We start from the raw sequence: 25,924 nt of genomic DNA, 5'->3' as shown, positions 1-25,924 counted from the left end.
TAAATGGTTATAGATAGAATGGCTAACGCCGATAGGCTAATCGAATTTTTTATAGGCTTTTTTTCTGACCCTTCTTTTAGGAAGAATGTACCTGTTGAATACATAGTCAGAATATTTCTTCATTGCTTTAGAGGCTATTTCCATAAAACGTTTTTCTTCTTCCAATGTCATGATCACGTTCCCGCTTACTTTGCGGTAATATTTTGCATCATCCCACCCCATTTCCATACACGTCTGTGTCCGAATGTAAATAGGCAGGCTTGCTATCCTGTGCATTATGTCCTCTGAAGGTATTTTTGTATCAGGCAGGGATGGAAAAATCTTATCCAGTCTGATTTTAAGCTCATATTCCGGGTACTTCATATTGTCTGATTTATGGAAGGAAGAAACGCAGCTTTTCAACCTGTTTCGGGACTACTCGAATGGATATTCCTCGTCGGGGTACAGGTATTCGTAGTACTGGATTAACTCGGCCTCTGTTTCGTCAAAAAAAATAAAGAGTGGCATGAGGTCTTCCAGCAGCACAAGAAACCAATATGGGCGGTCATTCCCCATCAACATATATTGTTCTATCACCAGATTTCTCAATCCTTTGCTTAATCTGCGAATGTTTGATTTTACAATAAGTTCCGACAATGCGGTTGCTACTTCAGCTGTTACGCTGAATTGCTTTTTTTCTGACATAAAATGAGATTTGGATTTAATACAATGATTCAGGGATGTGGGGTATTGCTATTACGGCTCACCGCCAATACCAATAGAACCGGCACGGATTAAGGTTGTTTTCCTGTTTTTCTAAGTTTAACGAGTAGCAACACTACCAGATTTCGGTAAATAATACAAGTGGATTGCAGTGCAGCTGTCGCGGATATAACAGGAAGATTGAATTTTTCCAGTCGCTCAATAAAGCCCGTTTCTGCGGTCATTACATCTTCAGATGCCCTAAGCAGCGAGAACAGGTCAGCAGACTGCAATTCACCTGTATTTACTTCTTTCCATAATAATCTATCTTTCATATATGGGAGGGTTTAAGAGACAGAAAACAACAAAAAAATAGCAGAAAGAAGCAAGGAGGGATTCAGGGGCATAAAAAATGCGTGGTACTCCTTGCCGTCGACAGGGAACCCGTAGGAAGGGCATGCGATCGAACGGACAAGAAGCCCACGCAGTATTGCATGGGCATCTCTTGTCTTAGTGCGATCGCAAAATGAACGTCCTACTTTTCCCTGCGAACACTAATATTTGAGAAGCCTATTTATACTCTTGGTGATCGCAAATGTACTTAAACGCCTGCAATCAAAAAGAGTATATATAACTCATTTTGAAATCAAATATAGGATAAAAAATGAATTTCGGGTACAATGATACCCGAAACATGCCAAATTTTTAATGTGTATTTGTGGGATATGGCCACAGATAAGAAAGTAGAAATAGTAGAGTTCGGAAGAAAAGTACAGCACTATCGCAAAGCACTTGGCTGGAGCCAGGATGAACTGGCTGCGGTAGCGGGTATCGAACCCAAACAGGTATCAAAAGTAGAGCGGGGGGCCAGCGATATACGCCTGTCCACTGCTATGAAGTTGATATGGGCGCTCAAAGTTGCTCCTAATGATGTGATTCCGTTTAGCCTGTCTGAAAGTAAATGATCTGAAAAAAGCATAAAAAAGCAGGCAAAGAATGCTTGCTTTGGAGTAGAACCATATTCCTGAAAAACCTGTTAGGCTGCCTGCCGATACTCATCCGCCTCAAAAATATCCATCTCTCCACCCTGATTGTACCGGCCATACTGCCGCGCCTTGCCCCACTCCGGTACTTCCACCACCGAATCCACATCGTGCTGAAAGCTGTTCTCTCCTCTGAACTTACCGGTTTTCGTAGACTGGAATACAAAGACAAAACTTTTGCCGGGATACCGCGCCTTTAACTGCCGCAGCTGCTCTACAGAGAGGCCGAGCAGGTTCACGCTATCAAGGAAGATATAATCATAAGGTGCAAGGTTCTCCGGCAATATAGATGAAACGTCCAGCCGTGGATGACTTACCCGCATGGATTTTATCTTGTCCTGTAAAGTACGGTGCAGGCGTTCTTCTTTGGCCACATACAGCACACGGCCATGCTGCTCTGCGAGGTATCCCGCAAAATCAATGCACAGTGTAGACTTACCGAACTTGGGCAGCCCGAATACCATTACCGTAAAACCGGGAGATGGATTTCCGATAAAGTCAAGCCACTTGCCGGTAAAGCCTATGGTCGGGAACTCCAGCTTTACAAAATCCAGGCTGTTCATCACGGTGGGCATATCGCCTGTACCGTTCAGCGACTGGCAGGCGCACCCCAAACCGGAGAATACGCCCTGCAGCCCACGTAGCGCAGCAGGTTCTATATCCAGCACCTTTAGTTTTTTATCAGCAATAAAGTTTTGCAGGTTGGTTTTTACGGATTGCAGCTCCAGTGCATAAGGATCATTACCGGGAACCTTACCCCCGTTGATAGCCTTATCTATGGATGATAACAGTACCTTCGCCCGTTCTTTCATACCACCTTTTTGATGCATCTCGATATAGCGCTTGATGAAACTAACAGAAGGTAGCATCACTTCAATACCTATGAGCTTTTTGAATGTATCGAGCGTTTCCGGCTTTAGGTGAATGGTCTTACTGCCCTTCATGTCGTTGTAGGTTTCCAGCAGCCTATCTTGCATGTAGACAATCTGCTCCGCCCACTGCGATGTTTTGCGGATGCGCTTCTCAACGATCGCCTTTTGCAAAGTATTGATAAAGGTTAGCAGCTGTTCTTTGGTTTTTACTTTTCCATGCAGGTTGACAAAACGGCGCATTAATCGCAGTTCTTCCTGGATGCGCGATACCTGCTGCGGTTCATCCCCCGGTTCTGTATGACGGTTTGTTGTGCTGATTTTCTCTATGATGGTAGCCGGTTTTCTTTCCCTTTGTGCAGTTTTTGCCGCAGCGTTTTTTTTCTTTCCCTGAATATAATGTTCCAGCTGCTGAAAATGTAAATCCACCATTTCCCGGAAAGTGGCGCTACTGTGATAGCTTTTCCAACTGCTACCGTTCTTTGTAGCCTGCGCAATCAGGTTATGGCTTTCCTGCAAGGCATCCGGCAGGCTGCTGATGTCTATGTTCTTTATACTGGCAAAATAATTGTCTGTTGTAAGCATACACTTCTGAATTAATAGTTAGGCAGCGTTTCGCAGCGCCAGTAGCTTGAGTTTAATGATAATTGCTTTCGATTCCAGTTCCAGCATATCCAGTTCATCGTCCTGTTGCTCAACCTGTGCCGCATGCTGCTGTTCACGGGCTTGTTGTTCTGCCTGTTCATCTACAGGTAGTGGCGGGATAACATGTCTTCGTGTAGCCGTATAGATATTCCCCTGTTCCAGCTGGCTGAACTGCGCATTGTTCAAGGTTACTGAAATACCATGTCTTTCACCGAGTATACGCACAAAATCATTAATACCCGCTTCAGGCAGCCATGCGCTCATGTTGCTGGACACTTTTTCAAAATTGTTCCCGTTCACTAAGGCGAGGAGATCCTTATCGAGAAAAATATCGCCCCCACGCTGCCGGGAACCGGATACAATGACGCGGAACTGATCGCCCTTCTTAAAAAAAGATAGGCCATTATCCGTGTTCATCTGTCCCCCGCTTACAATAGAGCGGATGAGCGGCAATGCTTTGATAATGGGTACAGTCACCTTATCGGCCACCTGTTCGCCTGGATTCCAGTTTTCCGGCAACAGGATACCTTTTTTCGTTTGCCCGTCTACGGTTGTATAGCTCACCAGCTTGCCCTTGTGGTCTGCAAACGCCTGTAACAAGTTGCCGGTGATCAGGTAACGCCTGCTGCGGTCTACACTGCTTTTCTTTACAAAATCTGCCCAGCCGGTAAGCAGTATTTCTTTATCGGCGGCCTGTTTCGTGTCAACGCTGGCCCCAATGATTTCCAGCAGCTCCGCCGACATGGACGCAGGCAGCACAATATATTTCATGCTACCTGCGATGGCATAGCGCAGTTTCACCTGTGAAGGGATGTAAGGGTTTTTCTTTTTTTGATCAATGGCAAAACCTAAAAAGATAGCGGGTATGGTTTCCTTACCGCCAATATAGCTTTCCACCGGATAGTCCAGCACACGGGAAACATAGAAGAAGCGCATCAGGCGCAGCATGTAGCTTTTTTTGCTTTCTGCAACCACCTCCACGCGCTGTAATTTCTGCTCACGGGCTTCCTCCAGCTCTTTCTCTCGCGCTGCAATTGTCTCCCGTGACCGATCTGTACCGGCCGGCAGCTTCTTTATGGCTTTCTCGTTGGGTACTTCCTTTATCAATTCATCATAGTACCCGTTCACTTCACTTAGCTCCGTATCCAGCCGCTGCTGCCAGTCTTCGCTGTAGGTTGTGATCAGTGATTGCTGCTGCTCTTCCGGTGTGCCGTCTTTGGTCGCATCGAAGAGCATATTATTCAGCTGCTCGCGGGTAAAGGGCTTACGCAGCACATTGGCCATCACTGTTTCCAAAATGCTGTCTGTGCCGAATACGCTGCCTGCGCCATTACCCATCTTAATAACACGGGCGCTGGTAGTTTCTGCTGCCAGCTCCAACGCTTCCACTTCCAGGTCGTACTCATCCACCTGCCTGAGATATTCCACGTAATCATTATACCGCTGGCTAACCTCCATATAAAAATCGGCCTGCATCTTTACAGAAAGTACGGCCACACGCCCGCTTACGCGTAGCGCCGCATCTTCGCTATAAGAAGGGTCACTACCTTCACTGTCTTCCTGCGAACGTTTGAGGTATAAAGGGTCATCCAGTAATGTATTCACCTCCGGGTTTTCGATAAGATATTCCTTAACGATCTTATCACCGTATTTATTAAGAAAATCGGGTACGTCCAGGATTTTGGTGCTTTGCTTTTGGTTACTGGTGGTATTGGCATCAAGACTTTTTAGTTTCTTCTGTAACATCATCATCAGGCGCTGCTCTGCCGGTATCGCGCTGGTAATATAGTCGTAGATAGGTTTGAGAATTTGTCCGGTACGGTTGATGCGCCCGCGCTTCTGCACTTCCGTAGAAATGTCCAGTTCTGCCTGTAATACGATCATTACACGCTGGCGTACCTCGCTGGCCGGTACTTTCGCAGTTGGTATGGCGTGGGCAGACGCGCCGGTACTGCCACTCTGGTTGATCATCAGTACGTCCACTTCGTTATTGTTGAACCGGCGAAAGGCATCATTGGTATTAATGCGTTTGCGAGCCAGTACCAGCCCCATACCGGTTTGCCGGTTCAGTTGCAACTGGTACTTACGTCCTGTCACTTCTGCTACACTGTAACCGGCAGCTTTCAGCTTTTGGACAATGACATCAATAGGTGATATGGTAAGCCCGGTGGACACCTCTTTGATACAACTGCTGATACGCTCATACTCCGCAACAGCGCCGTCACCCAATTCATCAAGGGAGAACTTTTTGTGAATGGAAGCGCCGTTAACATCCTTTTCTGTATAGCGTAAAACGCCCTCCAGCCCACGCCACAGCACTTCAGAAAAGTCGGCATTGATCGTGTCGCCATCCGATACCGGCAGACCGGTACCTGTTTCCAGCGTCTCAATAAAGCTGCCCATCGTAGAAGCAAAAGCGATAACCGGCTTTTTGCCTTCCTGCAGGCGCATGATCGTGCGATCGGCAACGGCATCTGCTTTCAGGGAAAAAAGCAGCTGGTTGATTATCTGGAATACCTTGCTGAAATAAGGCAGGTTATCCACCCCGGCTTTGGAAGTGCCCTCGCGTAGCTCCACTTCTTTTCCTTCAGCTGCGGCTATCTTGTCCAGCTCATCCACCTGCTTGTCTATATAATTTTTCTGAAAGGCAATAATATCGCGGATAATGGCCGTAATATTATCTGCAATGGCGCGGTGTTCTTCAGCCATATCGGTAAGGGAGATATAGTTCACTTCCACACCCTCAAAAGAACGTTCCCGGCGCAGCATCTGCCCCTCGCTTACCAGCTGGGCGCTCAGTACTTCCTGTAAGGCCACACCGCCCCCGGCTATAGCTTCTACCAATTGGTCTTTACTCATCGTACAATCCGCAATGGCTGTTTTCATCGCATAGATGGGCATATTGTCCGGGCGCTTGGCAAAAGTTGCGGAAAGGAAGATGACACCGCGCGTTGCAGCTACAATGCCCTGCATGAACATACCGGTATTAGAAGACCCAGAACTATTATGTGCTTCATCCAGTATAAAAATATTATCAGCAGCCATTGCACGCAGGAAGCCGGGCTTTTCCGGTTTTTTATCTTCACTGTTAAACTGGCTGTAGGTGGCCACAATGAAGTCATAGGCGGCAGGCAGCTCACGGCTTTGGATGATCTCTTTCTGCTGTACAGCTTCCGGTGCCTGGTACACGACATTGCCGTCTTCATCCTTTATGTCCGTTTTGCTCTCTTTGGCATTAATGATAAAGGGGCGCAGCTGCCCGCTGCCGATGGCCGCGAGGTCACGGTATATGTCCGAAAACAAATTGGCCTTTTCTGTAAGAAAAACCGGCTTTAATCCCTGCTCCACCGCATAACGAATAACGGAAGCGGCCACACGCCCCTTGCCGATACCGGTCTGATCGCCGATGATCATGCCCTGTCCACGCGCTTCTATGTTATAGATGGCCATGCCTACCGCATCGATCTGCTCTGCACTGAGCGCCTTACATAATTCCACTTTGGTACGATAGCCGAGCCGATGGCGTACAAAGTTGTCCATATCGCCACCTACCTCGCTGCGGATGCGCTCCAGCGCTGCCTGCGTTTCATAGGCCATACTGTCCGGCACCTGTGTATTTAGTATAACACAAGCCTGTGAGGCGGGCAGGTAAGGTGCGCCGAGCGGCGCGGCCAGCATTTTGAGCCGCTCTAGTACGGCGGCGGCCTTTTTATCCAGTTTCATGTCTTCATCTGTTCGTTCAGCAGCAACCATTACAGGATGCTCCGGTATGTTATGTGTGGCCTGCCCCATTGCTGTCATTACCCGTTCATATAATTCATCGAAGCTGCGTACCGTCACATCCCATATTGGCTGCATCAGTGGCGCAACTCCCTGTGGCCGAGGCTTTCTCCCGTCAATGAGAATCAATCGGACATTAAAAGCTGTTCCCTGTCTGCTATACAGCCTGTGGCCATCAATGTTGATCACATCTTTAACATAATAGCGGGAATACAGGAAATTGAAGAAGATGCGGTTCTTTCCGGCCTGTATGCGCCCGAGTTTGTCCCATTCTGTATGCCCTCCAATAATGACAGCGGCTTTACCATCGTCGGCCATCGTATCCAGCGCATACAAAGCCATCAGGTGTTCGAGGCTGGAAATGCGGTAATCCTCAAAATAAACCGGCTTATCCAGTGTTCCGAAAGGAGGATTGGTCAGCACAGCGTCAAAGCGCTTATGCCATTTTGCAAATGGCCGCGTGGCATCTTCACTTATAGTCTGGTAAAATGCCTGTGCGCGCAGATTGGCATTGCGCACGGGGTCAATTTCGTTGACGATAAAATGTTGCGGCTTTCCGGCTATTGTCAGTAGCCCGTTACCGGCGCAGGGTTCAAAGAACAATTCATTGTAACGCGCAATATCTACACCGCAGAATATCCCCATCAGGTAACCAATCGGTGCGGGTGTCGAATACTGTTGCAACAGGATAGACTGGCTGGTACGATGCGATAGGCTCACCTGCCTGTTATACAAATCCACGATGCGGTCAAACCGTTCCTTGTCTGTTCCGCTGCCATGTGCATAATAACGTGCTGCCTGTACAATAGCCAGCTCCGTTAATTCCTTGACATCAGTTTTGTCCGTGATACGGTACTGTGTTGCAGCCAGTTTTTCAAGACTTGTGCGTGTGTGTTCTTTACCGTCTGCATTCAGCAGGTTTTCCTGCATCCGCCGTACAAACAGCTCCTTGTTCATATCAAGACCCATATTATCTCCATTTCGTTCTATGCCATCCAGTGCAGACCGCAACACGCGGCGTAGCCCTATACCGATCACCTTCACCACCGGCACACTTACCGCATTGCCCATCATCTTGTACCGCTGCGTATCGGATATATCTTTCACATCACCTTCATATAACCCATGTAGTGTCCAATCGTCCGGGAACCCTTGCAGGCGTTCGCATTCCAGTGGTGTCAGTCGGCCGGTAACAGGCAACGGCGTGCGGATCTATCTCCGAAAAATAATGAGCGCTGAATTTAAAACCGGCCTGCATCATACCTAACGCAAAGCCTCCTGCACCACTGAACAAATCCAACAATACCATAGGAATTAACCTGCTAACTTTTGATAGCTAAGGTCATATCGCCTGTCCCATATATTGACTGATGCCTGGTTACCTCCCGCCCATTCGTAGACATACAAATCACCGGTTCGGGTGACACGCTTGATCGCCCATTCCGGTTTGTCACTGGTGGTCCCGGCGATAGCATAACCATAGTAAATAACATTGGGAACGCTTTCATCGATGCGTAATGGTGCATCCAATATCTTGTTGCCGTACAGGATAGATTTTATCTCGACCATCGTCGTCTCTATATTGGTGAGCAGGTCGTTTTGTACCTGCTGGTTTGCGGCAGTTGCATCGCCGCCAACGCCGCCACCACTGATGGTAATCTTCTGGAACAGCATATTTTTTACGGCAGCCAGCAGCGATGATATATCCGGCAGCTGCGGCTCTGTAACATCCGTATATTTGATGTACACATGATGCAGCGCCCCTTCTCCCATGTCAATGCGTATGGTATCTTGCACCGTGTCAATTGTCCGCACCTGTGTTTTATGTACCAGCAGTTCTGTGCCGGTTGGGTTGATGATACGGATAACGTTGCCGTCATCCAGTACCCGGATTCCTGTTATACCCATTTTCTGATAGTTGTTTATAGGTTTGCCCGCTGCCCATCTGCTCCACCAGCGCCTCTCCGATAAGGCTGCCGATAAATGCGCCCACCATCACAAAAGGAGCCGCGTCTTTACCCTTATCTTTTGCATAGGAGTAGCACAGCAGCGAGGTAATAAGTGTAGTGGCCGATATGACCACCTTGTCTGTTTTTTGCATATTGATCGCAATAGCTAATGATGCAATGCCATATAGGTGGCGGTGCCACTGAGCAGCAGCAGCCCCGCAGATAACAGCCGGTTCTTTACCCGGTGCCGCCTTATGTCCTTATGCAGTTGCAGATTTTCAGATAACAGTAGTTGCTGCTGGGCAAGGTTGCGATCATAATTTAGTTGCAGGTAGTTGTGTTGCTCCTGCTGTACAGCAATAGTGCTGTCCCTGTTCTGCACCTGTTGTTCCAGCGTACCGGTAAGCTGTTGGTACAGGCTGTCACTTTGTACAGCAGATGCGGCAAAGGCCACCGCTGTTTGTACGATACTATCGCAGTTGGTCAGTAGTGTGACTGTATCCGTTATAGCTGGTATGTCTGCTACCTGCTGCTGCAACTGCGCTTCCAGTGTTGCCGCTTTACGTTTGGTACGGTTCAGTGCAGCCCTGTTATCTGTTACCTGCTGTTGCAACCCTGTGTTTTGTACCGTCAGTGCCGCAATGCGCTGATCATAGGCTGCCAGCACTTTTTGCTGCTGCACCTGTTCCGCTGATGGCGGTACAGCTACCGGCGTTGGTTCGGGATCGCGGCAGCTCTTAAACAGTTGGCTGGTGCTGATCGTAGTAACAACGCCGAGGATAAAGAACAAGACGCGCATGGTGGTGACAAGTTTCATAACAAACGGTTTTTGAGTGAGGTTCTTTATTGCTTGCATCTGTGTGGATGTGGTTAAGTAGTGATCAATTGTTTTCGGTAACCTGCCGTCGTTCCATGCTGTAACCGAAGCACCCGGCAGCTACAAGGCTGGCCAGTGTGAAAAACATGGATTCGGGAATAGCTTTATTATAAAACTGCTGTGCAATCCAGGCCACAAGCAGTGCAATAAGCAGGATGCAGACAGCCAGTTCACGCAACGAATACTGCCCGTTTTTATCCTGCATCAATGCTGATAAAAATTGTTTCATAAAGAAGATGTTTTGGATAAGCGCAAATAGAGTATCAATGCGGATGCCGCCAGTGTCGTCCCGGTAATGAGTAGCAGCGGCGTTACGGCAAAGGGTGTTGCAACGCGGCGGCAGGGCCACCGGCGCGGGCTGCCATTGCGCCCGCTGCCGGTAAGTCTGCCTGTTCTATCAGTGTATAGGTGAACTTGTTGCCGTAAATAGCCCGGTGCTGCTGGCACAGCGTCATGAACGCATTAAAGTCGGAGGCGTTGGCAAAGACCTGGCATCCCGCGCTATAACCTGCAACACGCTTGGTAATGCCCAACTGTTCCGCGCGGTGAATATTGATGCCGAACATGCCGGTTTCTTCCCTGCCGGAACGGAAGTCCAGCACACCATCTTTATTAAAATCACGAATCACCTTTACCGGCCGAATCTGAACAAGTGCAGTATATAATCCCCTGTGCAGTCCAACACCATAACAGTTTTCATACTGCCCGGCTTTCAGGATAGCAGTACCGGCACCGTTGATCGGTTGACGGAGGTAGTGCATACCCGGATCGGTGGTAGCCGGGTAACTATGAAACTGCCAGCTGGTGCCATCGTGGTAGAAGACGCAAAGCGTATCGTCAAATGCGTCCGGTATATTGGAAGATGCACGGACACCTATGATGTTCAGCTCGTGCGGGCGCGAAAAAAATCGGTAGCCTTTACGTGAAAGGCATTGTTTTAATAGTTCTAACATAAAGCCTCCGATGACCTCCCCAATGGGAAGGGAGTATTTTTGTGAATAATAATTTGTTTGAGATTATGTGGCGCTATGCCGCATTCAGGACAGCAGGTATATAGCTGGCGATCCACTGACTAAGGTCGAAGCCGGGATTGGCATAAGGATAGACGTACACTTTATCGGCTCCCACGATCTTCGCCTGTGGATAGCGCTCTGAAAGTAAGATGAGCGTACTAAACAGCGTTTCATTTTGCAGCTCACTACGGCTGTCCACGCGGTTACCCGCTTTATCCATACCGCCAACCAACGCTATTTCTATCGTACCGTCCTTTGCCTGTACGGGTTTGAGGCTAATGAGCCTGCCGCCTTTTGTGACCAGGTAGTGATAGGGCAACGCATCCACGTCTGTTAATAGCATTCCCGGTTTGGTGCCGGTGGTATGCACCACGATATAGCTGATGATTGAATTGGGAAAGGTTTGTTTCCCTGTGGCCTTAAAGGCGCTGTGGCGCTGTTTTACACGGCAATTGCAATGTGTTTTTCGGATATTCATAATAAAACAGTTAAAGGTGTCTGATACAATTCTGATGTACTAAAAAGTGCCTGCCGCCGTTGGAGAACATGACGTATTGCAGCTTGCGGGCTACCTCTTGGCCGAGTACCATACGGGCAGGCACATGAACTGCGGTGGTGGGCGTAATCCATATTTTTGCCGGAACTACCGTTATGATCGGTATCCCGTCCAGCCCCGAAATGCTCCACCTGCTGCCATCGTAAGTAAGCCCCATCTTTGCAAACGCCAGTCGGAGTTGTTGCTTCTGCGATTCGGAAGAAAAAACATTTAGCAGGCCATTGACCAATGTTTGGCGCACACCGTTGATACGATATTGTTTGAAGCCGTCGCTGACGGTGCTGTAATCTGTGCTGCTGTTGATATTAGCCAGTAGAGAAAGCACGGTGCTAAAATCCCTGCGTAATACCGCACTATAGAGTTTTGCAGGCAGTGCGGAAAGATCAGTACCGCCAGATGCGCCGCTGCTGCTACCTTGCGTGAGTACATTAAAAAATGTCTCGCTGATCGTTGCAGGCATTTTCAGCTTTTTAAGCGCTGTGGCCATTTCCGCGCCGAAAGAACCATCGGCACCATAGCGCGGCAGTATTTTGCTGCCATACTTGCGGATAAGTGCTTCCTGCAAGCTGCGCACATTATCCCCCTTGCTACCGCGCTTCAGGGGAAAGTCACTGCCCGTTGCGGTACGTGTCCGGCTGCCTTTCGGTGTAAATACAGGTGGCGGCTTGATCGTACTATCCGGTATGGGGAATCCACCGGGCAGGGATGGCAGTGTTTCCATATTGGTATTCACTGTAGGCAGTGCGCTGTCTGGCTGCTGGTAGCCTCCCGGCTGTGCCTTGAGGAGTGCTTCATCGAGATTACCGTTCTTCTTTGCCTGCCTTGCTTTGATATAGCGCCAACCGAGATAACCAAGTATTCCAACAGCACCTACTGCCAATGTGGTGATCACAATCTTTCCGGCACCCGATCCCGTAGGTCGCGCTCCGCGCGGTGCTTGTGGCTTGGCTATTTTTTTGCCTGCTGCTTTTTTCTTTGCTTTTGCCATTGCATTTGTTTTTAAAACCGCTACGGTAGCTCCTTAGCGTGGTTTACCCTGTATGATCTGCATATACGGCCCGTATTCCCAAAATTCGAGTTCGCCCTTCAGGTCTGTGATCAAATCGCGGCCATACATCTGCTTGTAGATAATGCCGGTCTGTGCAAATACAGTTTGCGTGGGTATCTCGCTAAAAACCGCCTTGATCGCTGCTTCGTCCGTTCCGGGTATCGGGCCATAGGTTTTATCGAAAGCTGCCTTCAGCCTGCCTGCCCATCCCTGCAGCTGTGCCAATGTGACCTGCGTAGATGCGTTTGCGTTATACTGATCCGGTTTAGCGGAAATGATGGAAAGCATCTCACTGTACTCGCTGGATTGCAGTTCGCTTTCCATATCACGCAGCATCGAACGATTGTACAACTTCTGATAGGCGGTCATCGTCTGCCGTAGCACCTGTTTGGAAGGGATACGGACGATGGTTTCACGCAGTGCTGCCATGTTCGTACCCCACCAGCCATCATTGGCAAATGCCATCTTTATCTGCTTGGCATAGGTGGCTGCACTACCGTCCAGGTAAGTAAGCCTTTCGGTGGCATCGGCCTGCTGCTTTCTGATCATCCGGCGCACAAGGATCACCGCGCCGCCCAGCACCACGACCCCGGCAACGCCCAATACCAGCTTCTCCTTCAAGGTCATCCCCTGCGGCTGCGTGTATTCGTTACAGTTATATGTAGGATACTGCTGGTACACGGTTATACGTTAAGGTAAATTTTGGCTTGGGCGGTCTTTACGGGGTCATGCTGCACGATATGGGCGAGTTTGGATAGTTCCCTTACGGACAGCTTACCGGCAAGGGCAGTAAGCGCTTTGATCTTCTGTTCTGCATCTGCGGCGGTTTTGGCCTCGATGGTGACCGTAAAATTGTGTTTACTCATTACGCTGCTTGTTTGGTTTGTAATAATTCAACGACCGTAGCGATATGTTGCGGATGCTCACATAGATGTTCTACTACAGTCAGTACGCCGATCAGCTGCGGTTCATCCAGTCGCTCCTGCATCTGTTGCAGCAATGCGATGCGGCCTCGTGTCTGTTCATCGATCGTCTCTGTCCTGCTATAGCTGGCCGCGCCTTCCTGTGTGGGCGGTTCGGTGCCGGCAGTCGCATCCGAAGCACCCAGCAGACCCGCCAGCGCTTCACCGCCGGGTAGGTTCTTTGCGTTGTTGCGCAATATCCCCATCAGTACAGATGCACCGAGGTCGCCCAGCTTCAGCATCTTTCCTTTCTGCTCCGCTTCCAGCTGTGTAATGCGTTCCTGTAGCTGCTCTGCGTATTCTTCGGATTCCTGTAGCTGTCCTTGCGATTGCTGCAACTGCTCCCGCAGGCGGGCAAGCTCATAGTCCCGTTCCCGCTCTGTGAGCTTCTGCGCAACGATCTGGTCGATCTCTCCGAGGGTGGCCGCCTGCTCCGGTTGATGCGCCTTGCCCTGCTGCATGGAAAAAGAGTACCGGGTATTACGGTTGGTAGCAGGGCCATCGTACAGCAGGAAAGAAACATTGCGGGTGGTATCTCTTATTTCCTGTTCATAGTCGTCAAATTCATCCAGCACATTGGTACGCGGCACTACCTTAAACCCATCCACGATAATTTCATAGTCACGCGGCTTACCCTTATCCGCTTCACGCTGTAAACTGCGGCGCAAGCTATCGATCCTGCTCTGGTCGTATTTTTCTTCTACAATTGGCATAACGGTCTTTTATTTGGGAATGGCCTGCACAAAGCGCACATGTGCCGTTTGGTTACCGGCGTAATTACTAATGGTGACCATCCCGGTATGCTCGTACTGCAACTCATTGGATTTGGCTGCCGACAGGTCAAAGAAGCCCGCATCACTGACAATGCTGACCAGCTCCACCGGCTCTACCAGCACCATCAGCTGCCCCGGTACATAGTCATACCCTTGCCCTGACGGCGGTATAACAAAATGCCGTAACCGCAGGCTGTACTGCGCATGGCCAAGTTCCGCCATCCGGCTTTTGATATAATCCATTACTATTGCTCCGTGCATAATGCTGATGTTTCGTTGTACTCGTCATTGATGGTAACCCATAAGTAAATGGATAAGCGGTAAGCCATATCGCGCCACATCGAATCTCCCCACTGGTCGGTATAAGTGCCGAGCAGAACGCGCGGGGCGACAATATCCAGTGTGTCCGGCTCCCGGTGTGCGCCCATTGCAACGGTATTGGCCAGCAGGTCATTGCCATAACGAAAACCGGCGATGTATTTTTGGTAGCCCAGGTCTTGCTGTAACTGGTAGTTCTGGTCTACTTTCACGTAACTGCTGTAACAATGACCGAGTGTACCGGAAGCCTGAAGGGTGAGCAGCCCCGCCGTATCTTCCCGGCGGTAGGCCACCACCGGCCTGCAATAGCGACTACGTACACCTGTTTCGATGCCCGTGATACGTACCACATCACGCGGGAGTAAAATCTGGAAAGCAACACGCTCGCCGCGCTTTTGCACCAGTACATTACTGCATAAAACGGTACTTAGTAGTTTACGGGACATGGCTAATCTTGTTGAACGCAGTTGAGGTACAGCGATACGCGGTACGTATCAAATGTGAAACGGGTGTCTATCCTGTCTGTAAAGGTGATCTTCACCTGCCCGTTACCGGCAGGCAAATCACCTACCTCATACCAGCGCTGATTAGGAGAAAGATTAATACCGCTCATCAGCAACTTACTTTCATAGTTGTCCGGCACTACTTCGTACTTGTTGATCTCGATGCGTTGTGAGCCGCGATAGTACAGCAGGTCATCTGCATTGGAAGTAAGCAGGATACCCTTTATGGTGGTAATGTTCTTGTCCAGTTCAAAGGTTTGGGTGATCAGCTGCCCCTCAGTAGTCACCTGCACGTCAAAGCGTTTTTTTACGATGCTCATATACTCAGTTTGTAATCGTTCCGCCAAAGCGTTGATAAGCGTTTAATAAAGATGACAGCTGCCTTTCACCCTGTCCGTAACCCGCGCCGGGAAATGAAGCCCATACCTTGCGGCATTTATAGATGGCTGCTGCTATGCGTCCTGCCAGTACATCCTCCAATGCGCCCTTTCTCCGTATGAGTTCCACCGCCGCCCTGTCCTGCGAAGCCGGTGAAAAGTCCGGCAGCCTTAATGCCTGTTGCAGTGCTGTCCAGGTGCTATACAGAAATTGATAAGCACCTGCTGCCGTGCTGGTAATGCCATTTCTACGTATAGCCGTTGCCGGATGCGTTGCGTAGGAATAAAAAAGGCCGCCGCCGTAAAGGGTTCTGTAGGCGTTTGCGCCATAGGTGCCTTCTGCATATTGTATCGTGAGCAGGAAGGCTTTAAGGTTACGAGTTCCTTTACTGGCTGGTGGTATCGCTACCGGCGGCCTTTTGCTGGCGGCATAGGAGGTATGGTATAGTAAGATCAGTGCAGGTGTGAGCAGTGCGCAACCTGCAAGGGCTACCTGCCAGCGCATTGCATTACGGTGTGGTGATCGTACCGTGTAATGCGCAGTAGATATAGGTGTTCGCCGGTATCCCTTCCTGGCTTCCGAGTTCCACGGTCAGTTCGATCAGGATATCATCGGTTACAAGGCGCGGATTGGACAACTTGTAGTAGCCTATCGGGACATAGTGGAAGTTCTGCGTCTTGAAAATGGCAATGGAGGTTTCCGGTATCAACTGTTTTTTATTGGCCTTCAGGTTAAACTCACCGTTGACGATAGCAGGAAAATTCTCCAGCGCTTTGAAATCCGTAGCGACCACTTTGTCTTTTGTCGCATCTGCCGCAGTACCCGCCAGCAGCATGATGCCACTTACAAGGAGTGCCTGATTTTTGGGCAGCTTTGCATTAGAGATATTGCGCAGCCCTACTTCACGGTCGTCCTGCGTCTCCCACATTTTTATCGTGCGGGAAGTAACCGGCTTAATAGAATAGATCATTGTATCTGCAAGGCGCAGGGTGCCATCTTTCAGGCCATTCTGAATATAGTCCGGCAGCTCATTGAAATGCTTCTCCATTTCGGCACGGGAGCCTTTGGAGCGTGGCCCAGGGCTGGCCAGCTTGTTGACGGTGCGCTGGCGTTGTATAGGGTTCATCCGGCGCAGTGCGCCCAACAGCGCTTCACCTTCCGCGCCATCCAGCCCGAACAGCGCACCGGCATTGTTGTATTCATCGAGGGCAGCGAGACTGCCCAGTCCTTCCATACCTAACATACTGTATCGTTTTTGTAGTGAATTGTAAATGGTGAATGAAGTAACGAGGAGACTTAGAAATTATAGTCTGCTACATCAGCATAACCCATACTGTCCATATCCGGGGCAGCGCCCACATTGTCAGTATCTAATGCCAACGCACCAACGCCGGTGCCTTGCAGCCGCATCATACCGGCATCTGCTATGGCATTATCAATGTCATTTAATGCCCCCATCAGTTCCGGGTGGCCATTCTCTACGGCAAGGTCGCCGTATAGTTCCGGGTTATCCGAGCCGTTCATCTGCCCATAGTCGAAATACTGGATTTCTCCGACCGTGCCGTTAACCGTCTCTTTTTTCTTAATGACTTTATCGAGGAAAGTGCGCTGCATCATATTCTCCTTAAATGCCTGCACCCGTTCTTTTACCCCGTCCAGGCCATCCAATCCGTTTACAGCGCCGCCGACAAGGTTAGGGCTGGCCATCATACCCAGACCAAAAGATGAGGTGATCGGGTTGCCGGTATAGTGTCCGAGGTAAGTAACGCCCAACCCGGCAAGCAGGGAATACCTACCAAGCAGCGCAGCAACAAGGCCACCGCCCAATACGCCGATCAAAAGGTCTTTACCCGTTTCTTTGGCGCTATTGAACGCCAGCCCTTTGGTATGCAGGCGTGCCTGCAAATGCTCTTTTACTTTCTGTTTTAACGCCGCCTGATGGTAGCGGTTATTCTTTTGTTTTGCCATTGGTAATTGTTAAGCAGGTGAACATAGTTGTGTGTCTGTGCCTTTTGTTATAGCAGCGCTACCGCTGCTTTATGGTGGCCACCGTGGCCGTTGCGCTTCGCAGGTTTACGCTTGGGATGTTTTCGTTTTTTAGGAACACCGCTCAGTGATCTGCCACGGGCCGGCGCAGCAGGTGCGGGAGCAGAGCTATGGCTCATCAGCTTTAGACCAACACCTAAAACGACAACACCTATACCGGCGGGGACGATCCATTTTTTATTGTCTTCCCAAAAATTCTTCTTGGCAGGAGGTTTTGTACCGTTTGGCGATTTGCCCGCAGTATCACCGCCTCCTGAATTATCGTCTGAGCCATTATCTGCGTTACTGTCACTGGGCGGTGCGGTTCTTGCCATCGCAGCAGGCGAAGCAGGGGCAGGGCTGTTATTATCAGTAGATGTGCTGGCCGGTGCGCTGTCATCTGTACTGAAACTTGCAGCGGCGGCACGCGCAGCCGGGCTATTGGCTACCGCTGCGGGCGCAGCATTCTTTACCGCTGCTACTTCACTGGCAGCAGCGTTGGTATTTTCCTCCGAAAAGTCCTCGGAGCCTTCTGTCTTTTTTCCTTTAAAGATGTCGCCGATCTTTTTCAAAGAGGCGGCAATTGCTGCAATTACACCGGCTGCTGCGCCTACGGTTGCAAGGGTGATCGGTTCACCCAGCTCCCCAAACCCTGCAAAGCCATCCATGCCGTGTACGTTCTCATCGTAATAGATTTCAGGGCCGAGCAACTGTGGGAGCGGTGTATGTATGCTCATCTGCATAATGCCTTCATCCTGTACCAATGCGCCGAGGCCAAGCAGCCCGTTTACCGCGTGATCTTTATTGCCCTTCCCTTTGAGGATGGCCTTTTTCATATTGACCGGGTTGCCGCCTGCATTGCTGAAAATATCCTCCAGCTTTTGCCTTGTCTTGACCAGCTGTGCGTACCGGCCCATGTCAATGCCTTTTGCACGTGCGGCGTTTGGCGAAAGGTAGCTCCAGCGCAGGCGGCTACCGATCTTGCCGATGTTCAGCTTCATCGCTGCCAATACACCATTGCGCAGTGCCAGTGTTACCGGGTTTATCTTATTGGTCACATTAAGTAGCTTGCGGAAGAAGCCCTTTTTCTTTTTCTTCCCGGTGCCGGGAACGGCATCGGGGTTTTTAAGTGGGTCTTCTTCAGCGGCAGCCTGCCGTTTTCTTCTGCGTCTGCCGAACAGACCTAACTCGCCGAATTCATCACTGCCGAAAAAAACCTGGTCTTCTGCGCTGCTGTAGGGCGTTGCATCCAGTCCATTGAGATATTGCAATTCCATATTAAAATCTTTTTTTTCAGAAAATGGAACTTCGTAGTTGAAAAAATCAGTGACGCAATCAATTATGATATGGCCACGTTTTTGCGGTACTACAGGATAGATATGCTGGAAGTGGTCGTAGGAGTACTTTGTAATGCGCAGTTTGTGCGGTATATGCAAATTGCAAAGTATGCTGCTGATAAATGTTGTATAGCAATCGCAATCCACGCCCTCTGCTCTGTCCATCCATACGCGGCTAGGGCTGCGCACTTGTTCAAATCCTTCTTTATCTTTTTTGTAGTCGATATGCCGGTACACAAACTGCCATATATTTCGGCAGGAATCTTGTACACTGCGACCTTTCAGCACTTCCGCAATCCTGGCGGTCTGGTATAGGGTTGCAGGAATGATCTTCTTCATAAAGACCAGGGTGTCGTTTAAACCGGCATTTTTCCTGATCGTTGTTGTATCACCGGCAGCGCGAGGGAACAGGTGATCATACTTTGAGCCATCCTCAATGATTCTTTTCTTCGTTGCTTCCATGCCGTTATTTTTTCAGTACGATGTCTGCGTTGCTACTGTAAGGAATCCGGCTCCAGCCCAGGTTGATCGTAGTGATCACCTGTGCCTTGAACTGTATGGGTTCTTTGGCGTAGAGTGATTTTACAATGTGGTACACGCTGCTGGCAATGCTCAGGACGGGTATGTCTACCATCATGCTGTCAATAATCACCTGTCCGTATGCCGGTATCTGTATGTCTTTGTTGATCACCTGGCTGCTGCCCATCAGCGTATCGCCGTACATTAGGCGTATGTAAGGGAACTTGACCTTGAAACGTGCGCGGGTCGGGTTTTTCAGCAACGCGTCCACACGCACGGTAAGACCATTCCAGTTGAGCGTGTGTAAATAGGCTTTGGGGATTACTTCCAGCTGTACGGAAGCACGGCGCATGTTATAGAAATAACTGCCGCCAGCTACCGCACCACCCACAACGGCTGCACCGACAAGTAATTTTCCGGCGCTCATTGGCCTGCCTTACGTTTACGGTCTAAGTAATCGGCTGCGATCTTGAACCCAAGCCAGATACCGCCGCCAACAAGCGCCTTCAGGCCATAGTCCACTAACCCGCTAACATCTATGTTTGCCAGCAACAGTGTACCTGTGAGCAGTACATTGCTGAAATGTCCGTTACTATCTGTTTTTATTTCCATGTGCTGTAGCATTGTTTTTACAAAGATGCAGGTGTCGCAAAAACGTACTTTTCAGCATTGGCAGACATTTGCGCACTTTTTACAAACTCTTTTACAATGGTTGTTTTATGTGCTGTTTTTATGGCAGGCCGATCTTGTCGAGAATGATCTGCACCTGTGCTATGGTGAAATAATAGCCCCGCTTTTCACCGATCTCACGGGTAAAAGGTTGAAGCCATTTTTTAAACGTCCGTTCATCTACACCATAGATTTTGGACAAGGCGCGTGTAGTATAAGCGCGCAGTTCAATGGAGCTGTCCGGCTCCGCTGTAGCGGTATTCATGGGATAAGAATAAGTGGTGACTAATGAGAGAGTTTGCAGTAAATAATAGCACGGTAAAGAAGTGTGAGCAGACCATATGCTTTCAGGCGCAGCAGCTTTCGGCGGCAGGCTGCAATGGCGCAGGTGCGGGCGTAGAGCGCATAGCGATAATAGTGCTTACTGAATACCATGTATTCTTCCCGGTATCCCGGCACAGCCGCGCGTCTGAGTAACATTTGATCATACGCCTGCCGGGTGCCGGTATATCCTTCCTGGTAATTCGGATGCAGCCAGACGGAGGGTTGCGACAGGTAGCCGGATTGACCGGTGAGCTGGGCCTCCCGCGCCAGCAGGATGCGCTCACAGAAGCAGATAAAGGAGGATTCGGTAATTACAGGATAGTCCAGGTGTTGACGGATTAATGCAATGCTGCGCTGCTGCTCCTGCTCACCGATGGGCTGTTCTGCCCATAGTACGGCGCGGGCAAACTGCCAGCACGCGTTTACTATTTGCTGCGGTGTTTGTGATGATAAGTGAATGATGCGGGCCATGTGTTTATCGTTTGATAACACAAAGCTGCAACAAGCCGCTAGCGCGGATGATAGCTTTTGCTATGATTGTACAGCATTTAAAAACAATAGCATCATTTTGTAAGATACAGGCAGAATGAAAACCATTTTATAGGAATTGATCAAAATTGCACAAATCTTTCAGGATGGATTACCCACCATTTGAAAACTATTTGCCTGCAAGTTGATTTCCATTTGACCGGAATTGAAAAGAATTAAAAAACTTTGGCTCCCGTTTTTTGCCGGTATAATTTTTCAAATGTATTACCTAATATTGCCGTCTGAAATTAAAAGCGTATAATCGTTAACGTTATAATTGAATAAACATATTTGCGTTTAGCAAAACAAGGCTGTACCTGAAACGTCGAAAATTTAGCACACAGCCAAGTATATGCTAAACGCCTGCGGCAAGCCGTAGGCGTTAGTGTTACTTGTGTGCAGGGCTTTCGACGGCCTCAGGTACGGGTAACTACGAAACCTACGGTATTTTTTGTGCCATGTAAAACCATTGTTATGAACCCAACAGTATCAGCTAGTGAAAACACCTATCCCGGGTTACCTGTGAAAGCGAATCAAATTTCTGCTTTTAGGTACGTGCAGCCCCTTCAAACCTTTATCCTTTCCCTAAAAGACAGGGAAAACATCCTACGCTTTGAACCGGATGATATACAGTCTTTCATAGATTGGCTGAACGTTCACTATATCCGGGAATATAAAGCGTAAGCCAATACTTGCAAATAGGTTGCAAGTATCATTAATTACTTTGATCAAACAGGAACCCCTAACTATTGTGGACTTAAACAGATGGTTATTGTCATTTTTTGTTGATATGGGATGATCTTGGACATTACCGTGATCCTTACGATGTTAAATTGATTTAACTTTAATTCAATCCCTGCTTATGAGAAATTTTTGCTTTGTTCTATTGTTTGTGATTTCATTAAGTGCTTGCGCATACTCGCAGACTATATTTGCCCCGATGGGAGCCGAATGGTATCATAACCAGGGTTATGGAGTTTTTCATGATCAGGTAACCGGGAATGCAACCATTCAGGGACAGGCATGTAGAAGAATTACACAAAAAGCCATCACAGCAGACTTCTATTATCAGTCAGGGTTTCATGTTTACAATCAGGCTGATCTATATGTTTACGATAATACGGATACCGTTTTTGTTTACAACAACATATTTCACCGATTCACGCCTCTGTATGTGTTTAACGTTCAGGCTGGAGACACCTTACGTCTTCCTGTATTTGACCCAACCGGGCCATATTTCCTCAACGATAATGATCCTTTAGGCTGGAACTATTTCAACAGGGATACTGATAGCGTAACAACATTTATTGTTGATTCCATAAAAACTGTATTATATGATACCTCACACTTGAAAACAGTTTTTACAAGGAATATAAGCCCAAGTAGAGGAATTGCATTTTCCTTCTCACAAAGTAGTAAATCGGGTGCATATGCAGAGAAAATAGGCAGTGTAGGGACGGGCTTCTTACCCCAATGTTTTTCGTGCTGGCAGTATTTTGATGATGGAGCGCAATGCTCCGGCGCTATCCGTTGTTACAGCGATAGCACTACAATCGTACACTTAACGACAGGCGAATGCGACGAGGGAATTAAGCACACTACGGTAAATAGCACCTCATTAGAGGCAGCTGCTTTTTTTGTATACCCCAATCCTGCGTCGTCCTATGTATTGATTAATGGGAAAAACGTCCGGCAGGTTGCTATTAGCGATATGCAAGGCAGAGAACTACTAAAGCAGGAATTTAATGCGCCCGGACAACAACAATACAGAGTAGACTTGTTGGGGATTACTAATGGACTTTACTTGCTCAGTATTCAGGGTGATGATAATTATGTACGTTCATTAAAACTATCTGTAACATCACAGTATTGATATGTCTTATGAAAATAGTATATTTTTTAGTGCTATCATTTTTCTGCATCGGTTGCGAGCTTTCCCATGCCCAGCCTTCCGGTCTTGATAGCAGTTTTGGGATCAATGGGGAAGTTACTTATGCTCCGCCGTCAGGTTATGCCGCTCAATATGATGCGGTTACTATACAACCGAATGGCAAAATTGTAGTCGCTGGTTTAAAAAGTGGACAGGCCATCCTTGCGAGATATTTTCCCAATGGCAACATTGATAGCAGTTTTGCAACCAATGGGATGTACACGAGAGCCTATGAAACTTTGGGATTTTGGCCGAAGAGCATTGCGATGCTCTCTAATGGAAAAATCCTTACCGGTGGCGATAGAACCCAAAAATTCTCACTACTCCGTTTTAAAAGCAACGGGCAAGTTGACAGCGCATTCGGTATTGACGGTATAATTACCACTACTACAGGTTCAAAGAACAGTCAATATGATATGGCCTTACAATCTGATGGGAAGATTATCCTAATGGGAACAGCTCTTACTGGCGCAGGGGATGCTATTGCTATGATTCGTTTTGATTCATTAGGTGTAAGAGATAGCACATTTGGCATCAACGGCCAGATTGTCAATTTTACTGGCGGATATGGAGCCTCCCCGGGTGCTATGATGCTACAGCCTGACGGGAAAATTCTGATTGCAACACAGGCTTACAATAGTCAACAGATTAGTTCTTTTGCCTGTCTTCGGTACACATCCGCGGGGATAATAGACACAACCTTTAATCACACAGGCATTGTATTTGGTGCTAACGGATTTTTAACATATGTCAAGGCAATCGTATTGCAGCCTGATGGAAAAATTATTTTAGGCGGCGCTATTGATGGAGAACTTGTATTACAGCGATTTTTAGGCAATGGTGCAATTGATAGCGGCTTTGGCATGAACGGCATTGCTGCTGCTGATACCTGTGTTGCGTCCTGTATGGCGTTACGAAGCAATGGCAGCATTGTTGTTGGCGGCTACACTACTGCCAACAATGAAGACTGGGCTGTAATGCAATTTAAACCCAATGGCACTTTAGATTCGTCATTCGGCCAGTATGGCAAAATTTTTACGCCGATTGGCGTGAAAAATGAACGAATGCTTGATATTAAATTACAAACTGATGGCAAAGCATTGGCCTGTGGCTGGTCAGATAGAACAACCCCAAATGAATCTAATGCTATCATTACACGTTACCATTCAGATGGCCGCCTCATTATTCCTCAACTACACACAGGAATTAACCCGGATATTACATTGTACCCATTACCAGTGTCGGACTTACTTTACATCAATGCACCTGTCAATGCTGCAATTACAGATGCTCTTCTGTATGGCATCGACGGCAGGAGTATTGCCCATCTCCCAGTAAATAATAGCACCCTGAATGTAGCAGGCTTTCCGAACGGCCTATACCTGCTCCGTTTGCAGTTTACCCCTTCTTTCTCACCCATAATACGGAAGATTATTATTCATCACTAAAAAACTAAACAACAATGAAGATTAAATTTTATGCGGCGCTGATTGCGCTGTTGGTAAGTTATGTGCCTGTATTATCCAATGCGCAGGTAACGGTTTACCTTTCTATCCCCAATCCTGCAACCATTACAAGGGTATCTGCCGGGGTGCCTACGTTTTCGATTGCGGATGCTAATGTACTGGTAAGCCGGTACAACGTAACAGGCTTTACACAGCTATATCCCAACCACCGCTTTGAGTTTATGCAACATGTGTATGCGCTGCAATGCAGGGATGAAGCTTTTGCTGTGGCCCTTAAAAACAACTGGCCTGCTGCGTTCCCATACTATGAACTGCATGGCACACCGCAAAACCTTGCCTACTACCCGAACGATTGGGGGTATGGCAACTATGGCTATCTCAACTACATCGGTATGCCGAACGCATGGGATATCTCTAAAGGAGATACTGGAACAGTGATCGGTATATCAGACAACTATTTTGATATGGCCAATCCCGATTTACAGAATTATAAAGTAAAAAGGCTTACGTATAATGTGCCCCCTAATTATTCATGGGATTTTGGGCATGGTACCACGGTGGCCGGTATCGCATCCGGAGGGACAGACAATCATTATGCTTATCCCGGTGTAGGCTTCAATTGCAGGCTCGACCTTGTAGGTATTAAAAGTACGGATGTACTGGCCAGCATGTCTGATCGGAACTGTGCAGCTGTTAATGCCAGCTGGGGCACCAATGCAGGTTTTGATCTTGGCTACATATTTAATACTACCGTTTATGATCAAACTAATCTCCAGTATGCTTATGAGAATGGCACTTTGACTGTAGCGGCAGCAGGCAACGGGCAAACAGGAAGCCCGGGTTTTGCAGGGCAATATTTTACACCTGCGTCGCTGGATCACGTTATGTCCGTAACCAATGTAGGGTGGGCAAATGCCCGCAATGGCAGTACAAACTATAATGTACAGGGAGCGCACGAATGCTATCAAGGTGATTCGGTTAACCACTGCTATCAACATAACACCCGTGTAGATATATGCGCACCTGCATTTGATTTGGGGGCTATTGCCGCAGACAGTGCAGATACTTCAAGGCATTACCTGCCCTTAGCCGGAACTGGCACTTCTTTCGCAGCTCCGCAAGTGACTGGAGTGGCAGGATTAATGCACAGCGTAAACAGCTGTCTTTCCCCATACCAACTTGAATGGATATTAAAAAGTACTGCCAATGATTCCATATTGGGTTACCCGGAAAACCTCAAGTATGCAGGGAGACTGGGTGCAGGGGGACTAAGGGCAGGCGCGGCCGTTGCAAAAGCTGATTTTCATACTTTCTCTTGTAATGACGCAGCTACTCAAACCATGTTTATACAGGGCCTCGAGTTCAATACCATATGCGCACCGGGCTACAGCAGTAATGGTGTGGTGCCGCACCTGACCCCGGTCATTACAAACGGTACTGCTCCCTTTACCGCCCGTTGGGTGCCTATACCGGGTAATGAAGCAACGTTAAATGATGTTAAGGCACTACAGCCAACGGTAACAGCCGCCACGGGCGGTAAGCTGCTGTATTATCATCTGACGGTTTATGACAGCGATCCTGTAGCGCAGAAAGTGGCTGATAAGATTATCCGCATTCAGCTGGATACGGCTGCTCTTAGTGACTTCGCAATGCGTGATTCTTATGTAGACATGCTGGACGAGCCGAACAGCCAGGCTACCGTAGATGCCCGTAACTGGGAAATATGGCACA

The 25,924-nt window shown here is 48.4% G+C and carries 31 protein-coding genes; 4 read left to right on the top strand and 27 right to left on the bottom strand.

Annotation, left to right across the window (positions count from 1 at the left end; all coding sequences use genetic code 11):
• Nucleotides 1-36: 36 nt before the first annotated feature.
• From HGH91_RS26910 to HGH91_RS26900, 3 genes are all read right to left on the bottom strand, one after another.
• On the bottom strand, nucleotides 37-363 hold the full coding sequence (locus HGH91_RS26910) for a hypothetical protein (RefSeq protein ID WP_168742214.1): 327 nt from the start codon (nucleotides 361-363) through the stop codon (nucleotides 37-39).
• Between the two features lie 51 nt (nucleotides 364-414).
• The gene (locus HGH91_RS26905) at nucleotides 415-684 is read right to left on the bottom strand and encodes a hypothetical protein (protein ID WP_168742213.1); all 270 of its coding nucleotides are present in this window, start codon (nucleotides 682-684) and stop codon (nucleotides 415-417) included.
• Between the two features lie 89 nt (nucleotides 685-773).
• Nucleotides 774-1,016: a hypothetical protein gene (locus HGH91_RS26900; RefSeq protein ID WP_168742211.1), complete on the bottom strand. Its 243-nt coding sequence runs from the start codon at nucleotides 1,014-1,016 to the stop codon at nucleotides 774-776.
• A 390-nt stretch (nucleotides 1,017-1,406) separates the two neighbouring features.
• Between HGH91_RS26900 and HGH91_RS26895 the strand changes: the two genes are divergently transcribed.
• Nucleotides 1,407-1,646 carry a helix-turn-helix domain-containing protein gene (locus HGH91_RS26895; protein ID WP_168742209.1) on the top strand — a complete coding sequence of 80 codons (240 nt, stop codon included), beginning with the start codon at nucleotides 1,407-1,409 and terminating at the stop codon, nucleotides 1,644-1,646.
• Nucleotides 1,647-1,717: 71 nt separating this feature from the next.
• Here HGH91_RS26895 and HGH91_RS26890 read toward each other — a convergent pair whose 3' ends face one another.
• From HGH91_RS26890 to HGH91_RS26775, 24 genes are all read right to left on the bottom strand, one after another.
• Nucleotides 1,718-3,178: a hypothetical protein gene (locus HGH91_RS26890; RefSeq protein WP_168742207.1), complete on the bottom strand. Its 1,461-nt coding sequence runs from the start codon at nucleotides 3,176-3,178 to the stop codon at nucleotides 1,718-1,720.
• A gap of 18 nt (nucleotides 3,179-3,196) precedes the next feature.
• The gene (locus tag HGH91_RS26885) at nucleotides 3,197-8,218 is read right to left on the bottom strand and encodes a strawberry notch C-terminal domain-containing protein (RefSeq protein ID WP_211092444.1); all 5,022 of its coding nucleotides are present in this window, start codon (nucleotides 8,216-8,218) and stop codon (nucleotides 3,197-3,199) included.
• A complete protein-coding gene (locus HGH91_RS31695) occupies nucleotides 8,133-8,327 on the bottom strand; it encodes a DNA cytosine methyltransferase (RefSeq protein WP_168742203.1) in 195 nt (64 codons plus the stop codon). The genes HGH91_RS26885 and HGH91_RS31695 overlap by 86 nt, the downstream gene beginning before the upstream one ends.
• 5 nt (nucleotides 8,328-8,332) lie before the next feature.
• Nucleotides 8,333-8,926 (bottom strand): hypothetical protein, encoded by a 594-nt coding sequence (locus HGH91_RS26875; RefSeq protein ID WP_168742201.1) that lies wholly within the window; start codon nucleotides 8,924-8,926, stop codon nucleotides 8,333-8,335.
• Complete coding sequence (locus HGH91_RS26870) at nucleotides 8,895-9,119, bottom strand: hypothetical protein (protein ID WP_168742199.1); 225 nt, start codon at nucleotides 9,117-9,119, stop codon at nucleotides 8,895-8,897. The genes HGH91_RS26875 and HGH91_RS26870 overlap by 32 nt, the downstream gene beginning before the upstream one ends.
• Before the next feature lie 14 nt (nucleotides 9,120-9,133).
• Nucleotides 9,134-9,784 carry a hypothetical protein gene (locus HGH91_RS26865; protein WP_168742198.1) on the bottom strand — a complete coding sequence of 217 codons (651 nt, stop codon included), beginning with the start codon at nucleotides 9,782-9,784 and terminating at the stop codon, nucleotides 9,134-9,136.
• A 64-nt stretch (nucleotides 9,785-9,848) separates the two neighbouring features.
• Nucleotides 9,849-10,073 (bottom strand): hypothetical protein, encoded by a 225-nt coding sequence (locus HGH91_RS26860; RefSeq protein WP_168742196.1) that lies wholly within the window; start codon nucleotides 10,071-10,073, stop codon nucleotides 9,849-9,851.
• Between the two features lie 82 nt (nucleotides 10,074-10,155).
• On the bottom strand, nucleotides 10,156-10,797 hold the full coding sequence (locus HGH91_RS26855) for a hypothetical protein (RefSeq protein ID WP_168742194.1): 642 nt from the start codon (nucleotides 10,795-10,797) through the stop codon (nucleotides 10,156-10,158).
• A gap of 73 nt (nucleotides 10,798-10,870) precedes the next feature.
• Nucleotides 10,871-11,335, bottom strand: a complete 465-nt coding sequence (locus tag HGH91_RS26850; protein ID WP_168742192.1) for a hypothetical protein — start codon at nucleotides 11,333-11,335, stop codon at nucleotides 10,871-10,873.
• A 10-nt stretch (nucleotides 11,336-11,345) separates the two neighbouring features.
• Nucleotides 11,346-12,401 (bottom strand): peptidoglycan-binding domain-containing protein, encoded by a 1,056-nt coding sequence (locus HGH91_RS26845; protein WP_168742190.1) that lies wholly within the window; start codon nucleotides 12,399-12,401, stop codon nucleotides 11,346-11,348.
• Between the two features lie 33 nt (nucleotides 12,402-12,434).
• Complete coding sequence (locus HGH91_RS26840; protein WP_211092443.1) at nucleotides 12,435-13,142, bottom strand: hypothetical protein; 708 nt, start codon at nucleotides 13,140-13,142, stop codon at nucleotides 12,435-12,437.
• A 2-nt stretch (nucleotides 13,143-13,144) separates the two neighbouring features.
• On the bottom strand, nucleotides 13,145-13,327 hold the full coding sequence (locus HGH91_RS26835; RefSeq protein WP_168742187.1) for a hypothetical protein: 183 nt from the start codon (nucleotides 13,325-13,327) through the stop codon (nucleotides 13,145-13,147).
• Nucleotides 13,327-14,136 (bottom strand): hypothetical protein, encoded by an 810-nt coding sequence (locus HGH91_RS26830; protein ID WP_168742185.1) that lies wholly within the window; start codon nucleotides 14,134-14,136, stop codon nucleotides 13,327-13,329. The genes HGH91_RS26835 and HGH91_RS26830 overlap by 1 nt, the downstream gene beginning before the upstream one ends.
• 9 nt (nucleotides 14,137-14,145) lie before the next feature.
• Nucleotides 14,146-14,457: a hypothetical protein gene (locus HGH91_RS26825; protein ID WP_168742183.1), complete on the bottom strand. Its 312-nt coding sequence runs from the start codon at nucleotides 14,455-14,457 to the stop codon at nucleotides 14,146-14,148.
• Nucleotides 14,442-14,960 (bottom strand): hypothetical protein, encoded by a 519-nt coding sequence (locus HGH91_RS26820; RefSeq protein WP_168742181.1) that lies wholly within the window; start codon nucleotides 14,958-14,960, stop codon nucleotides 14,442-14,444. Before HGH91_RS26820 ends, HGH91_RS26825 begins: the two co-directional genes overlap by 16 nt.
• A 2-nt stretch (nucleotides 14,961-14,962) precedes the next feature.
• Nucleotides 14,963-15,337: a hypothetical protein gene (locus tag HGH91_RS26815; RefSeq protein WP_168742179.1), complete on the bottom strand. Its 375-nt coding sequence runs from the start codon at nucleotides 15,335-15,337 to the stop codon at nucleotides 14,963-14,965.
• 4 nt (nucleotides 15,338-15,341) lie between these two features.
• Nucleotides 15,342-15,899 (bottom strand): glycoside hydrolase family 104 protein, encoded by a 558-nt coding sequence (locus HGH91_RS26810; RefSeq protein ID WP_168742177.1) that lies wholly within the window; start codon nucleotides 15,897-15,899, stop codon nucleotides 15,342-15,344.
• Between the two features lie 4 nt (nucleotides 15,900-15,903).
• The gene (locus HGH91_RS26805; protein ID WP_168742175.1) at nucleotides 15,904-16,638 is read right to left on the bottom strand and encodes a hypothetical protein; all 735 of its coding nucleotides are present in this window, start codon (nucleotides 16,636-16,638) and stop codon (nucleotides 15,904-15,906) included.
• A gap of 53 nt (nucleotides 16,639-16,691) precedes the next feature.
• Nucleotides 16,692-17,363: a hypothetical protein gene (locus tag HGH91_RS26800; protein ID WP_168742173.1), complete on the bottom strand. Its 672-nt coding sequence runs from the start codon at nucleotides 17,361-17,363 to the stop codon at nucleotides 16,692-16,694.
• A 47-nt stretch (nucleotides 17,364-17,410) separates the two neighbouring features.
• Nucleotides 17,411-19,219, bottom strand: a complete 1,809-nt coding sequence (locus HGH91_RS26795; RefSeq protein ID WP_168742172.1) for a hypothetical protein — start codon at nucleotides 19,217-19,219, stop codon at nucleotides 17,411-17,413.
• A 4-nt stretch (nucleotides 19,220-19,223) separates the two neighbouring features.
• Nucleotides 19,224-19,703, bottom strand: a complete 480-nt coding sequence (locus tag HGH91_RS26790) for a hypothetical protein (RefSeq protein ID WP_168742170.1) — start codon at nucleotides 19,701-19,703, stop codon at nucleotides 19,224-19,226.
• Entirely contained in the window at nucleotides 19,700-19,888 is a 189-nt protein-coding gene (locus HGH91_RS26785; protein ID WP_168742168.1) for a hypothetical protein, read from the bottom strand. The genes HGH91_RS26790 and HGH91_RS26785 overlap by 4 nt, the downstream gene beginning before the upstream one ends.
• A 118-nt stretch (nucleotides 19,889-20,006) precedes the next feature.
• Nucleotides 20,007-20,210 (bottom strand): hypothetical protein, encoded by a 204-nt coding sequence (locus HGH91_RS26780; protein ID WP_168742166.1) that lies wholly within the window; start codon nucleotides 20,208-20,210, stop codon nucleotides 20,007-20,009.
• Between the two features lie 20 nt (nucleotides 20,211-20,230).
• A complete protein-coding gene (locus tag HGH91_RS26775) occupies nucleotides 20,231-20,740 on the bottom strand; it encodes a hypothetical protein (RefSeq protein ID WP_168742164.1) in 510 nt (169 codons plus the stop codon).
• Between the two features lie 919 nt (nucleotides 20,741-21,659).
• Between HGH91_RS26775 and HGH91_RS26770 the strand changes: the two genes are divergently transcribed.
• The 3 genes from HGH91_RS26770 to HGH91_RS26760 form a co-directional block, all read left to right on the top strand.
• Nucleotides 21,660-22,670 (top strand): T9SS type A sorting domain-containing protein, encoded by a 1,011-nt coding sequence (locus HGH91_RS26770; protein WP_168742162.1) that lies wholly within the window; start codon nucleotides 21,660-21,662, stop codon nucleotides 22,668-22,670.
• Between the two features lie 8 nt (nucleotides 22,671-22,678).
• Nucleotides 22,679-24,175 carry a hypothetical protein gene (locus HGH91_RS26765; protein ID WP_168742160.1) on the top strand — a complete coding sequence of 499 codons (1,497 nt, stop codon included), beginning with the start codon at nucleotides 22,679-22,681 and terminating at the stop codon, nucleotides 24,173-24,175.
• 14 nt (nucleotides 24,176-24,189) lie between these two features.
• Nucleotides 24,190-25,924: S8 family peptidase (locus HGH91_RS26760; RefSeq protein WP_168742158.1), on the top strand; the 1,735-nt coding region annotated here is incomplete at its 3' end.

Source organism: Chitinophaga eiseniae (assembly GCF_012641265.1).
Lineage (GTDB): Bacteria > Bacteroidota > Bacteroidia > Chitinophagales > Chitinophagaceae > Chitinophaga > Chitinophaga eiseniae_A.
This window is presented reverse-complemented; position numbering and strand designations above follow the sequence as displayed.